This window comes from Pseudoalteromonas sp. T1lg65, from assembly GCF_051930985.1.
Lineage (GTDB): Bacteria > Pseudomonadota > Gammaproteobacteria > Enterobacterales > Alteromonadaceae > Pseudoalteromonas.
The window spans coordinates 350,082-363,014 of the sequence record NZ_CP196838.1; the positions used below are offsets into that span (position 1 = coordinate 350,082).

Annotated in this window: 12 protein-coding genes; 8 read left to right on the forward strand and 4 right to left on the reverse strand. The window is 42.7% G+C overall.

Annotation, left to right across the window (positions count from 1 at the left end):
* Positions 1–5 precede the first annotated feature (5 nt).
* Complete coding sequence (locus tag ACSLBF_RS18890) at positions 6–1,223, reverse strand: phosphopentomutase (RefSeq protein ID WP_440056951.1); 1,218 nt, start codon at positions 1,221–1,223, stop codon at positions 6–8.
* Between the two features lie 297 nt (positions 1,224–1,520).
* Between ACSLBF_RS18890 and udk the strand changes: the two genes are divergently transcribed.
* The 6 genes from udk to ACSLBF_RS18920 all read left to right on the forward strand — a co-directional run bounded on the left by udk (position 1,521) and on the right by ACSLBF_RS18920 (position 8,758).
* Complete coding sequence (gene udk / locus ACSLBF_RS18895; RefSeq protein ID WP_440056952.1) at positions 1,521–2,150, forward strand: uridine kinase; 630 nt, start codon at positions 1,521–1,523, stop codon at positions 2,148–2,150.
* A 13-nt stretch (positions 2,151–2,163) separates the two neighbouring features.
* Positions 2,164–3,387: a NupC/NupG family nucleoside CNT transporter gene (locus ACSLBF_RS18900; protein ID WP_440056953.1), complete on the forward strand. Its 1,224-nt coding sequence runs from the start codon at positions 2,164–2,166 to the stop codon at positions 3,385–3,387.
* Positions 3,388–3,703: 316 nt separating this feature from the next.
* The gene (locus ACSLBF_RS18905; RefSeq protein ID WP_440056954.1) at positions 3,704–5,086 is read left to right on the forward strand and encodes an FG-GAP repeat domain-containing protein; all 1,383 of its coding nucleotides are present in this window, start codon (positions 3,704–3,706) and stop codon (positions 5,084–5,086) included.
* Between the two features lie 250 nt (positions 5,087–5,336).
* The gene (locus tag ACSLBF_RS18910; RefSeq protein WP_440056955.1) at positions 5,337–7,001 is read left to right on the forward strand and encodes an amidohydrolase; all 1,665 of its coding nucleotides are present in this window, start codon (positions 5,337–5,339) and stop codon (positions 6,999–7,001) included.
* A 103-nt stretch (positions 7,002–7,104) separates the two neighbouring features.
* Positions 7,105–8,289 (forward strand): hypothetical protein, encoded by a 1,185-nt coding sequence (locus tag ACSLBF_RS18915; protein ID WP_440056956.1) that lies wholly within the window; start codon positions 7,105–7,107, stop codon positions 8,287–8,289.
* A gap of 19 nt (positions 8,290–8,308) precedes the next feature.
* Positions 8,309–8,758: a nuclear transport factor 2 family protein gene (locus ACSLBF_RS18920; RefSeq protein WP_440056957.1), complete on the forward strand. Its 450-nt coding sequence runs from the start codon at positions 8,309–8,311 to the stop codon at positions 8,756–8,758.
* A gap of 92 nt (positions 8,759–8,850) precedes the next feature.
* Here ACSLBF_RS18920 and ACSLBF_RS18925 read toward each other — a convergent pair whose 3' ends face one another.
* The 3 genes from ACSLBF_RS18925 to ACSLBF_RS18935 all read right to left on the reverse strand — a co-directional run bounded on the left by ACSLBF_RS18925 (position 8,851) and on the right by ACSLBF_RS18935 (position 11,604).
* Positions 8,851–9,348 carry a hypothetical protein gene (locus ACSLBF_RS18925; RefSeq protein ID WP_440056958.1) on the reverse strand — a complete coding sequence of 166 codons (498 nt, stop codon included), beginning with the start codon at positions 9,346–9,348 and terminating at the stop codon, positions 8,851–8,853.
* A gap of 209 nt (positions 9,349–9,557) precedes the next feature.
* Entirely contained in the window at positions 9,558–10,550 is a 993-nt protein-coding gene (locus ACSLBF_RS18930) for an LNS2 domain-containing protein (protein WP_440056959.1), read from the reverse strand.
* Between the two features lie 166 nt (positions 10,551–10,716).
* Positions 10,717–11,604, reverse strand: a complete 888-nt coding sequence (locus ACSLBF_RS18935) for a LysR family transcriptional regulator (protein ID WP_440056960.1) — start codon at positions 11,602–11,604, stop codon at positions 10,717–10,719.
* Between the two features lie 354 nt (positions 11,605–11,958).
* Between ACSLBF_RS18935 and ACSLBF_RS18940 the strand changes: the two genes are divergently transcribed.
* The gene (locus ACSLBF_RS18940; RefSeq protein ID WP_440056961.1) at positions 11,959–12,570 is read left to right on the forward strand and encodes a glutathione S-transferase family protein; all 612 of its coding nucleotides are present in this window, start codon (positions 11,959–11,961) and stop codon (positions 12,568–12,570) included.
* A 2-nt stretch (positions 12,571–12,572) separates the two neighbouring features.
* On the forward strand, positions 12,573–12,923 hold the full coding sequence (locus tag ACSLBF_RS18945) for a nuclear transport factor 2 family protein (RefSeq protein WP_440056962.1): 351 nt from the start codon (positions 12,573–12,575) through the stop codon (positions 12,921–12,923).
* Positions 12,924–12,933 lie beyond the last annotated feature (10 nt).

A 12,933-nucleotide genomic window follows, 5' to 3' on the forward strand; every position in this document is an offset into this window, starting at 1 on the left:
TTCCTTTAATTTTGCTTTACAAGCTCGGCCTTAAAGCCAGTACCGTAATCGGTAGCTGGTAAATCAAACCACTGGGCAAGGGTTTGGCCTATGTCTGCAAAACTGTTTCTCTCTCCCAACGGAGTATTGTTCATACCCAAAGTATACGCCAGCACTGGTACGTACTCTCTGGTATGGTCTGTTCCAGCGGCTGTTGGATCACAACCATGGTCAGCAGTAATAATTAACACGTCATCTTGCTGAAGCTTACCTAAAATCTCAGGTAAAAATGCATCAAACTCCGCAAGGGCTTGCGCATAACCGACAGCATTACGACGGTGTCCAAACTTTTCATCAAAGTCGACTAGGTTGGTAAACACAATACTATGTGGTGGCGCGCTATCCATCACTTCGCTGGTTTTGGCTAACAAATTTTGCAGCCCAGGCGCTTTATGTTTTTGTGTTATACCTTGGTGTGCATAGATGTCTGAGATCTTACCTATGCTGATTACTTCACCACCGTCTTGCGCCAACTTATCAAGCACAGTCGGTGATGGCGGTAATACAGAATAATCTCTGCGATTACCGGTACGAATAAAGTCGGCACTTGAAGTGCCTATAAATGGCCGCGCAATCACTCTTCCTATGTTCATTTCATCAAGCAGTGCCCGTGCGATTTCACATACTTGATAAAGCTTTTCTAGTCCAAACGATTGCTCATGAGCGGCTATTTGAAACACGCTATCAACTGAGGTGTAGCAAATCGGTTTTCCGCTTTGCACGTGTTCTTCACCTAGTTGCTCTAAAATGGTTGTGCCAGATGCGTAGCAGTTTCCCAAAATTCCCGGGATTTCAGCTCGCTTGCACAACTCATCAACAAACTCTTGAGGGAAGCAAGGGTTAGTGTTTGGGAAATACCCCCAATCAAATAACACTGGCACTCCTGCCATTTCCCAGTGGCCAGACGGCGTGTCTTTACCACTTGATAATTCTTTTGCGTAACCCCAAGCAGCTTGAGGTTCAACGCGTTCAGCGATTTCGCAGGTTTCTTTCCCGGCAGCTTCGCATGCAGCAATAAGGCCTAATTTAGCGAGATTTGGTAGCGATAATGCTTGCCCTTTCTCTTGTTTATAGGCTTTCAGTAAGTGGGCTAGAGTGTTTGCACCGCTGTCACCAAACTGTTCTGCATCTGGTGCTGCGCCAATGCCTAGGCTATCCGCCATTAAAATAATTGCTCTTGCCATACTTACCTCTTTATACTGCTGGAGTTAACATTTGTTAATAAATACACCTTTCCTCCAACGGATGGATACTTTATTGTTGGTTCAAAAAATCGTACAGGACATAAGTCCGCTGTAATAAAACAGTAATAAAATTTATGAAAAGTTGCGCTCTTTGCTTGTTAACATAGCGGACATAAGTCCTGTTTTGTGTACAGCAAAACCGTTACATTTTCGCCCTAAGCGAGGCAAAAGAGATTAATCGTGTCTTTTTTGCTATTGTGATCTTCCAACATAAACAACTGCTGGGTGTGAACTTTAGTGACACGAACAATTATAGCTATCGCCGGCGCTTCTGCGTCCGGTAAGTCTCTTTTCAGTCAAACGATTTACAATGAATTAGTCAATGAGCTGGAATCCGGTGCCATCGCGGTAATCGAAGAAGACGCTTATTACAACGATCAATCGCATTTGCCGTTTGAACATCGTACACAAACAAATTACGACCACCCGGATGCTTTCGAGCATAACTTATTGCGTGAACACCTTGGCAAGTTACGCCAAGGAGAGTCGGTACAAGTACCGACCTATGACTATGCCCAGCATACACGTAGTAATGAAACTCGAACAGTAAACCCGGCCAAGATTTTGATTGTTGAGGGAATTCTTCTGTTAAGTGACCCTGAACTAAGCAAAGAATTTGACATAAAGGTATTTATTGATACCCCATTAGATATTTGTTTGCTACGCAGAATGCAAAGAGATATCGAGCACAGAGGCAGAAGCGTGGCCTCTGTAGTGGAACAATATCAGGCAACGGTAAGACCGATGTTTTATCAGTTTATCGAGCCGTCTAAACACAATGCCGACTTGGTTGTAACCCGTGGCGGTATGAATCGCGTTGCGATTGATATTATTAAAAGTAAAATAAAATACTTATTGCAAGAATAAACGGGAAATAGGCATGACAACAATAATGAGCTTAGTAGGTATGCTAGCACTACTGAGCATCGCATTTGCGTTTTCGACAAATCGCAGTGCAATCAACAAGCGAACCGTTGGGGTTGCATTTTTAATGCAGCTACTGATTGGTGGCTTTGTGCTTTTCATTGATGCAGGTAAGAATGCGTTAGCGGCAATGTCTAGTGCAGTTGCCAAAGTGATTAGCTATGCAGGTGATGGGATCGGCTTTTTATTCGGGTCCTTGGCAAAACAAGAGTCATTGGGATTTATTTTTGCCATTCAGGTTTTACCTGTCATCGTCTTTTTCTCGGCGTTAGTTGCTGTGTTGTATCACCTTGGCATTATGAACTGGGTGATCAAAATTTTGGGTGGTGGACTTCAGAAGCTACTTAAGACTTCTCGTCCTGAGTCTCTGTCTGCCACGGCCAATATTTTTGTTGGTCAAACTGAAGCGCCATTAGTGGTAAAGCCTTTTATCCCTAAAATGACGCAATCAGAGCTTTTTGCGGTTATGGTTGGCGGTCTTGCAACGGTAGCTGGTTCAGTAATGGCGGGATATGTTGCCATAGGTGTTGAACTTAAATACCTAATAGCTGCAAGCTTTATGGCTGCTCCAGGTGGTTTCTTGATGGCAAAAATGATTGTGCCAGAAACAGAAACCCCAAAAGAAAATCTAGAAGACGTTGATAGCGGCGATGAAAAGCCGGTGAATGTTATTGATGCGGCAGCATCGGGTGCGTCAAGTGGTATGCATTTGGCGCTAAATGTAGGTGCAATGTTATTAGCTTTTGTGGCATTGATTGCACTACTAAATGGTTTATTAGGTAGCGTTGGTGGCTTATTTGACCATCCAACACTGACCTTACAAGAAATTTTAGGCTATGTATTTGCCCCTGTTGCTTGGCTGATCGGGGTACCTTGGTCTGAAGCGATTACGGCAGGTAGTTTTATCGGCCAAAAACTGGTAGTGAACGAATTTGTAGCCTACCTGGATTATATGAATTATCGAGATACGTTAAGTGAACATACACAAGCGATTGTCACATTCGCTTTATGTGGATTTGCTAACTTATCGTCGATTGCCATCTTACTAGGCGGACTGGGCGGTATGGCGCCAAGTCGTAGAAAGGATATCGCACGCCTAGGGCTCAGAGCAGTGTTAGCAGGGTCTATGGCTAACCTTATGAGTGCAGCAATTGCAGGTTTTTTCCTCTCGCTAGCTTAGAAACTTAACGAGATAAGCCGTAGTTGCAAAACAATTGGTTGATTGCTTTAAGGGGTTAAAGTAATCACACTAACTTGAACGATACTTCACCAAAGGGCCTTTTTAGGCCCTTTTATCGTTTCTAAGTACTGATAAATAAAACCATTTACAAACAGCAACCTTAGCAACACAATACTACTATCACTCATCCGGACCTTTTTTCAACACGATTCTGAATTAACACTAGACTACACATTTCCTAACAGTTCTCAACTTTACAATCAATGAGTTAGCCTGCAATATTTCCCCAAAATAAAAACAGCAGGTTTCGGAAGTAATGAACGATAAAAAAAACTCCACACTAATTAAGCCCTTAGTCATCGCTATGTTGTCAGCTCTGCCCATTGGTAGTGCAATGGCTTCACTGGATCTAAAGCTAGTCGGAAGTAGTGGCCTATACACCACTGATGGTCCCATTGCATTTACGGCTCATGCAAAAAATAAACAGCTAGAAGTGATTGATCTGAAAAACATGACTTCTGAAGAAATAAAACTCCCTGATAATGCACTTGGCTTTGACTATGGTAGTTTTACTAAGACAGATAAAACTCAAGCGGTGGTTTTAGCAGCCGATGGAGTATACCTAGTCTCGTCTCAAACGCCGAAAAAACTAGTTGCAATCAATTCAATTTTTAATCTAGTAAAATCAGAAAACTTTAAGAAACTCGATTTCGTGGCAGATGTGAACCAAGATGGCTTGAGCGATTTATTTTTACCTGGGATAGAGCAAAGTACCTTAGCGATTCAAAACTCACAGGGTGGCTTTGATTTACACCGCTTTGATTACCCACTATCAATCACCTTTAGTGACAAAAACAGCTTAAAGTTTAAGTTACCTAATCTGCCAATAAGTTTTGACCTTAATCGCGATGGGTTCAATGATGTATTGATAAAAACAAAAACCAGCATCGACGTGCTTTATGGCTCTCAGTCGGGCTATGCTGACTCTATTTCACCGCTCTCTTTCGCTTGGGATAACATCGACAGGCAATCTATCGAAACTATCGCCGATATTAATAACGATGGTTATCTTGATATGATTTCTAAAACCGTATCCGATTCGGAAGAAGAGAAAGGCCTGAATACCACAGCTGAACATAAGTTACACCTTGGCTCAAAAAGTGGAATAGACGCCGAGGGTACTAAGTTACTAACTGCCAGTGCACACGCTGTTGTAAATGTGACAGAAGATTACAACGGCGATGGCCTAGCGGACCTTATGGCAGGAACTATGGACTTTGGCATAGGCGCGCTGACTTCTGCGGTTTTTGGCGATGGAAAAATAGAGATGGATATAGAGATCGATATTTACCAACAGTTATCAAATGGACAGTTTCAAGAAAAGCCAAACCGTAGTGAAGAAATTGAAGTCGCTTTCGATCGAAACAACAAAGGAGGCACTGATCCTTCTTTTTCTAGTGATATAAATGGCGACGGAAAGCAAGACCTTGTCTACAAGTCGGGCAGTAAAACACTTACAGTTTATTACGGCAATAGTGATACTTTGTTGGACAAACGTCGCACCAAAATTAAATACAAACTCCCAGAGCTCACCAACGATATTCGCTTCGTTGATATCAACGGCGACGGTAAAGATGATTTTGTGTTCAGATTTAAAGATGAAGATGGCAAAGTTCGTATTGAGACCAAATTAAACTAACCCGAACACCTCAATGATGCCCAGCTTTTAGACTTTACGATGAATTCCGTTTAAAAAGCTGGGATACGCCACGGCTTAACCGCACTAGGCTAGCTGCAGGCGAAATAGCGTAAAGAAAGGCCAATCAAAGCTGTGACATCATCTTAGGTTCCTGAACAAAAGTATGGCTGTTCTATTATTAGTGAGCTCTTTGCAAACCTCTCCGTACCACTATACTTAGGCAATCATCTTATAGTTTTACCACTGGCTTATGAAACCTTTACTTATCTTTATTGTTTTTTGCTTTTATTGTGCCTTGCAAACTGCCAGAGCAGAGCTGGTCATCACCAATGCCAATATCTACCAGCACCCATCCGCCAATACCCTCGTAGTTGAAGATAAACGCATTGTATTTATCGGTGATAAAACAGAAGCCACAACCTACCTTGATGACAATACTGAGGTCATTGATCTTGAGGGTGCTTTTTTACTTCCCGGCTTTATCGACAATCATAATCATGTTTTTGAAGCCATGTCTGAAATTGGAGGTGACTGCGAATTGAGCCCTGAGGGTAACTTAAAAGATCAAATACCATTTCTCAATCGCTGTCGGTATCAAGCCAATGATAGTCAGTGGCTGATTGGATATGGTTTTACCCTAGAAAATATTCTCAGTGCTGATAATTACTATAGCCCTATTGCTGTACTCGATAAACTCTTCCCGACCAAACCCGTGATCTTGATGGAGCAAACTTCCCATGCGATGTGGGTCAATTCCGTCGCGCTTAAACGCGCAAATATCCATCCGGCTTCTGAGCATCCACAGGGCGGTTGGTTATTACGAGAAACACATACCAATCAACTAAATGGTATTTTACTCGACAATGCTGGTGACATCATGATGGAACAAGCATGGAACAATAGCGCTAATAAGTTTGAGCGCAGTTATCAAGGTCTTCAATCCGGTCTGGCTGAAGCTTCGGCTCATGGCATCACTACCATTGGCGATGGAAGGCTTTATTGGCGACGCGGCTGGTATGAAGTATGGAAAGCAGCCGAGAAAAATAATGAGCTGACTGTACGCGTGTCACTGCGGCCGTGGATCTATCCAAGCATAGCCATGGAAAAGCAACTCCCAGTACTAAAAAGCCTGTTCTCAAATGACCATTCGAAAAGACTGTTGGCGAACCAAGTAAAGTTATATAGCGATGGGATTATCACCAACGGCACTGCAAAAATGCTAACCCCCTACCTCGATACATACATTCCCAATGCACCTCTTGGCTTGAATTATATTGAGCCAGATAAAATGAAAGACTGGCTGATTGCGCTGGATAAAATAGGTTTTAGCGCACATATTCATGCCATCGGTGATGGCGCAGTTAACGAGTCGCTAAATGCCGTTGAAATGGTTAGAAAAGCGGGTTCTCGTAAACCCTTCACGCTAACCCATGTTGAGGCTGTAGATCAGCAAGACATCGCAAGATTTAAGGCGCTCAACGTCAGCGCCGACTTTCAAGTTGGTTCAGAATACATCGCTCAAGGCGATCATAGTTGGGCTGAATGGCTCATTGGTAAACAGCGAGCACATAATCTACTCAACATCCAAAAAATTTACAAAACTGGTGCCAACATCACATTAAGCAGTGACTGGAACGTACATGATATTAATCCGTTAGTCGGAATTGCCAATAGTTTGAAAATGACAAAAACTGGGTTACCTGATGTTCACGCCGCAATTGATGCATACACCATTAATGCCGCAAAAAGTTTGGGGCTAGATAAGGTAACGGGTTCAATTGAGTTGGGCAAATATGCCGATTTTGTGGTGTTGAATAAGGACATCACTAAGCTTAAGCCAAACGCAATCACTAACACTCAAGTACTTATGACAATCCTGCAAGGTGAAGTGACGTTTGAACAAGAGGTAGAGTAAAATTCACTATTTGCTGTTGAGTGACTGCCTATGATGAAACGCAACTAATTGAAATATCATTTAATTTCCTTTACCTTAGCCAAGTTAGGTAAAGGAATCCATCATGCAAATTGAATTAAATCATACCTCAAACCAGCAATCTAACCGCTATTTAAGAGCGCTTTACGCAGAGCTTAGAGCTCAATTTGGCCGTTGTGTGTGGCATTTTTCGCCTAAAAAAGACACTCAAGCCCGCTATGTACAACTTGGGCACATGCAGCTTGGCAATGGACTCCCTAACCAAACCGTGTGGGTAACCTATAAAAAACGCGGTGTGATCAAGGCACTAATTATTCGTAGTCTGTTTACAGAAACCGCCAAGGACGTCCAAGAAAAACTCTATGAACTAGCTGCCAATATCAATATTTCTAAAGCCCGCACATTCTATATCGCTGCCTGCTTAGAAACTATTGAATACCCGATTGCTAGTGTTTCAGAGTCTCACTATGTTATTTCACAGCATGAAAATGGATTTAATCGGCTTACGATACGTGCTTTGGCCTTCGATAAAGAAGATGCTTTAGTCGTCGCAGGGCGACTCATCAATGATGTTTGCGACTTTCTGTCGGTGTCATTTAACACTTTCGTCAAATCGCATGGCCCAACCGCCGTTGCGGCTTTTCCGTCAGTGAAATCTGACAACTCATATCGAGGCGATCCCGAATGGCTAGATGATCACCCCATAGAAGATGCTAAGTTAAGATTAAGTGATGAGCAGCAAGCACTCATCAACGACATTATTCTCGGTCAAGTAAAGCCATCATTTATTGAAGCCTGTGCTCACTTTAACAACGCCGCATACCTTTTGCAGGACTACCAATTTTCGCGCACCGACTTAGTAGACACAGCAACCGTGCTCTACATTTCGTCACTGGAAGTGTTAGCAAACTTATTTCCCTATGACACTAGCAGTTGCAAAACCTGTAATCAAACCGTGTTCTCAATTAGAAAAAGAGTGGTAAAACTTTTTAGTACTTACCATCCAGAGCACCTCGTTAAATTTATTGATAGTTACTACCAAAGCAGATCTAAGTATCTGCATGCCGGTATGGCCTCAGCTCGTGGTAATTATTATGGTGTTTCTATTCCGCTTTTAGATCCATCATCAGACAACGGTTGTCACGCTCAAACTTCGTTTATCCCAATAAACTTAAAAGACTTTATTTCCTTTATTTTTAGACAAGTAAGTAAAGATAGCCAACTAGTAATAACATCAGAACAAAACTTAATTGCAACAGATAAAACATAACCGAATAAGGGGATATCACTTGAAAAAACACGTTATTTTTAGCACATTGCTACTTTTGGCTGCACTGCTAAGCAACTCCTCCAAAGCGATGCCGACTTCAGAGCAGATCCATGCCTTTGTAGCGGCATCAGAGCAAGCCCGAAGTCCAACTGGAGACAAGGCGGCTGTGGAAAAGTACCTCGCCTACTTTACGCCCGACTACACAGATCATCACATCGCCTATGACGTTTCATTCACTGGGCTTGAGCAACTACGAAAGGGCATTGAGAACAAACGCTCAACCATGGTTTCTCTCTCAGAAACTGTTGAAGATATCATTTTGGGGACTAACACCGCCGTCGTTGTGGTGAACGAAGATTCAAAGTACTACAAAAAAGATAAACTCAAACACTTTAAAGGCAGAACTATTTTGGTTTTAGAATTTAACGACCAAGGACTGATTTCACAAATGAGGCGCTATTTAGATTAACTTATATTGCTGCTATTTAGTCTTGGTTAACAACAAAAAAGACGCTTGATTTCGCGCAGAGTTGAATAGAAGCCCTGCGCGAATGAACGACTTTAGAAACTTTGGCCATTATTTACATGAACTGAGTAACTACTTTCTGATGTGGTACCTTCTTTTAGTACCACTCTTGCATGAGCAAACATCGCTTCAGACACGTTTTCAGGTGAAGTCCAGTCGATTTTAATGGTTCCTGTATAGCCGTTATTTACCGCTTTTGGCTTAAGCCAAATTTCGGATGTTCCACCTGGACGCATTGTTAGCTTTGCCGAAGGGCCTGGACCAGATGTTGGCTCACTAGCATACAGCGTATTCCATATTTGAATACTTCCGCCAATAATATTGCCGTCATCATGTACCACATAACTAATCCCTGATCTGACAGTTATATCAACTTCGAGCATGGAGTTTGTGGTATTCGTTAGATAAAGAAGAGTGTTTGAATTATTTTGACCAGAAAAGGTATAGTGAGGAACCACCGCGCTTCCCGTACTTTGCGCTACAGCACCTGTGCTAGCTAGGCCAAGTAGTAGAACTACAATGAGTGTTTTCATGAGTTGCTTTCCTTATTGTTTGTCTTTATGGTCCCTGCACAGAAGGTGCATGAACTGTCTGAATATAGACCGACAGTTCATCTTTATTAAGCTTTTTTACATGACGTTTTGTTGAATCAATACAACACACAAATAGAGAAGTCATAACAACTTCTCTGCCCCCCTAATAGCAGCGGCAACGGAAGTTCTTTACTGCTAAAGGGGTTTTATTACTCACACTGAGCTTCAGGAAAATTATCCACCAACTCTGTAATGTGGTCATAGTAGCTATTATTGGTGATCGCCGTTGTACCGTAGTAACCCGCATCGCCACCGATGGTGAAGCTATTTTCTGCACCAAGTCCTGCACGGATAAAAGCCTCGGCATCCGTTTTAGCGTTTCCGTATGCGCGAACGATATTAAGTCCCTGCCGCTGTAGCTGCTGGATCTGTTCAATTTTGTATTCTGCAGTACGAAACATGCTGGTTTCATTACTCAACGAGGTCCGCAAAAAACCTTGTGGTAAGCCAACCCACTTTAACCAATCACGCGTGCCTTTGGCATACCAGTAAACACGAGCGGTCAGGTAAACGGGTTGATAACCCAAGTCTAGATAGCGACGGACTAAAGTGTAGGCGCCTTCTTTTTCATCAGCACGATCAATACCTGTGTAGTCACCTACCGCTTCGGCATCCGACTCGGTTAACGTACCATCAATATCAAACAACACTGCGGGTGTGTTTGGCTGGATCACAGTGACAAAACCCTCAGTGCCAGTGCCATCAGCTGGTACCGCGGCATAAATTCGGTACTGTCCGGCGTTCATTGCTGGCAAGGTGACCGTTGCTTTGCCATCGCGGTTAGTAACGGCCGTACCTAAATCACGCCACTGGGTATCATGCTGTCCACGAAGATAAAAACGGACCGTTTCCTGCTCTAAGTCCTTATGAGCAACCGCCCCATAGTCAAACTTAGCGGTTACGGTAGCTGGCATTCCTTCAGCAATTATTTGGTCATGAACCATATGGAAAGCAGGTAGCCAGGTAATTAACTTATTGAAGCTATTACGATAATTTGTTCTTGGAACATTTGGCTTGTCATAATTTTGCTCTAACCAACCTGGGTTTGGACAAGCTGGTAAAGCACTTACATTAAACACACACGCAATTGACGCCGCAGTCAGCGTCTTGGTGCTGAGCCGGGTAATCCTTGATAACGACATATATTCTCTCCCGTTCAACGAGTTAGCTAATAGGTATTAGCGGTTTAAACAATTGAAATGGCCGACATTGAGCAAGCCAAATCAAAAAGGAGCAAGTAGAATATATACTCTAGTTTACATTTTTATTACCATAGCACTCAACCCGTTAACAACAGGTAGGGCACTATTAAGACGGGGGATAGTTTTCATTAAACCAGTTTTGTACAAATTCAATACAGGTAATAACTTTGGTTGGAACCAAATGCCGGACGGGATACAGGGCATAAAGCGTTAGCGTTGGCCTTTTAACTTCTTTAAGTATTTCAATCACCTGACCACTATCCAATGCTTTTTGACAGGCAAATTCGGGTAACATACCCACGCCATGTCCTGCTTTAATCGCCTCGAGGATCAACAAGCCACTATTGGCTTTGAGACTCCCATTTATTGCAACTCCATCACCGATAGGCCAAACGTTTTTGCCTTTAAAGTAACTGTACTCAAAGCAGTTATGCGCTAACAGATCCTGGGCAGTTTCAATCGCTGGATGGGTGTCAAAATAATCATGGGAGACACAGGTAATATAACTAAAAGTGGTCAATGGCCGACCCACGTAGCTCGAGTCAAATTCCCGGCTACTGGCTCTAAAACCTAGATCAAAGCCTTGCTCCACTAAGTCGATTTCTTCATCACCCAAATGGATCTCTAAACTGATATCGGGATAGGCTTTCATAAAGTCGGAAAACACCGTTGCCAGATCCGTTAACCCTAGTGTCATCGGCGCATTGATCTTTAATTTACCTTTTGGTCGTTGATGAATATCCCGTACAAACGCATCGGCTTGAGCTAGCTTGTTCAGCACTTCCCGAGCATATTGCAGATATCCTTCTCCCGCATGAGTCAGCTGTAGATTACGGGTAGTTCGATGTAGTAAACGCACACCGAGATCATCTTCAAGACGACTGATTTCTTTGCTGATCATTGACTTAGATGTGCCAAATTGCTCTGCCACCCGGGTAAAACTGCCTAACTCGACCAACCGAGAAAACATTTCAATTGAGCGTAGTTTATTCATTTCCTTGAGCCCTTTAATTGTTTCCATACTGGAAACTTTCAGTTCGAATTATCACTATATATCAAACAAGAGCGGCATCGTAAACTGCCAGTGTACCTCTTTGGTAACACAGTCAAAGCAAATAACCTCACCTGCGGATGAACGTTTTGGAAGTATAACTATTTAATAACGGATGATTCTTCTAACCCAATGATGAGACTTTGTTCAATATCAAGGCGTTTTTGCGTGGTAATAGCTGGCTATTACAAGTGAAGACAACGAGTAGAGTGGACAAAATAGCATTATTGAGCAAATTCGCTTATCCGCCGTTGAGGTTAAATAGAAATCAACCACAAATATCTTAAGGATTGAAGCATGTATACACTTTATTTTTTCCCAGACGCTTGCTCACTTGCAACACATGCCGTTATGCGTGAACTCAACTTACAGTTTGATTTGGTCAATACCCGAGGCTTAGCAGATTTTCGTTCAATTAACCCCGTTGGTGTCGTGCCAGTTCTCAAACATGATGAAGTCACCTTATTTGAAGGTGCAGCGATCATGCTGTATTTATTAGAAAACCACGATAATGACTTATTTCCAACAGAACCAGTAGCACGCCAACAAGCGATTGAAGACATTATGTTTGCCAATGCGACCATGCACAGTGCCTACTCAAAAGTGTTCTTTGGGGCAAACCATATTTCCAATCGTGAAGCCAAGGCGCAATATCTTGCTGCTGCAGCAGAGCATATTAACTCGCTCTGGCAAGTAGTCGAAAATAAGTTAGCAGAGCAACCTTTTTTAGGCGGCACTACGCCTTCAGCTGCTGACATCATGCTGAGTGTTTATGCCCGCTGGAACGCGTTTTTTGACCTTGAAATCATCATTCCTACTAAAACGTTGGTGATGATAGATAAAGTACAATCACGCCCCACATTCCAAGCTGCGATTCAAGCAGAACAATCGTTAGCGGTGACCGCGTAAAGATGGTCAGGGATATCGATGCTATTTCTGATCTGGTGCAAACTTATTTTGATGGGTTGCACCATGGAGACAGTGAAAAGTTAAAACGGATATTTCATCCTGATACCGTGCTAAAGGCTCCTGATTTAAGACGTGATTTACTGAGCTGGCTGTCATTGGTGGAAACACGAGAGGCTCCGGCAGCTCTTGGGCTTGCTTGGGAATACCGAGTTTTATCAATAGACATTATCAATCAACAAGCAATGGTCAAAGCCCTATGCCCTTTACTTGGTAGAACCTATATCGATTTTTTAGGTCTGCTTAAAGAACACGGACAGTGGCTGATCGTCAACAAAATGTACGCAGACAACTGATTTATAAGGA

What these genes read in the sequence shown, in the direction of transcription:
- ACSLBF_RS18890 (WP_440056951.1), bottom strand. Translation starts at nt 1,223, where the DNA reads ATGGCAAGAGCAATTATTTTAATGGCGGATAGCCTAGGCATTGGCGCA.
- ACSLBF_RS18900 (WP_440056953.1), top strand. Translation starts at nt 2,164, where the DNA reads ATGACAACAATAATGAGCTTAGTAGGTATGCTAGCACTACTGAGCATC.
- ACSLBF_RS18905 (WP_440056954.1), top strand. Translation starts at nt 3,704, where the DNA reads ATGAACGATAAAAAAAACTCCACACTAATTAAGCCCTTAGTCATCGCT.
- ACSLBF_RS18910 (WP_440056955.1), top strand. Translation starts at nt 5,337, where the DNA reads ATGAAACCTTTACTTATCTTTATTGTTTTTTGCTTTTATTGTGCCTTG.
- ACSLBF_RS18915 (WP_440056956.1), top strand. Translation starts at nt 7,105, where the DNA reads ATGCAAATTGAATTAAATCATACCTCAAACCAGCAATCTAACCGCTAT.
- ACSLBF_RS18925 (WP_440056958.1), bottom strand. Translation starts at nt 9,348, where the DNA reads ATGAAAACACTCATTGTAGTTCTACTACTTGGCCTAGCTAGCACAGGT.
- ACSLBF_RS18930 (WP_440056959.1), bottom strand. Translation starts at nt 10,550, where the DNA reads ATGTCGTTATCAAGGATTACCCGGCTCAGCACCAAGACGCTGACTGCG.
- ACSLBF_RS18935 (WP_440056960.1), bottom strand. Translation starts at nt 11,604, where the DNA reads ATGAATAAACTACGCTCAATTGAAATGTTTTCTCGGTTGGTCGAGTTA.
- ACSLBF_RS18940 (WP_440056961.1), top strand. Translation starts at nt 11,959, where the DNA reads ATGTATACACTTTATTTTTTCCCAGACGCTTGCTCACTTGCAACACAT.
- ACSLBF_RS18945 (WP_440056962.1), top strand. Translation starts at nt 12,573, where the DNA reads ATGGTCAGGGATATCGATGCTATTTCTGATCTGGTGCAAACTTATTTT.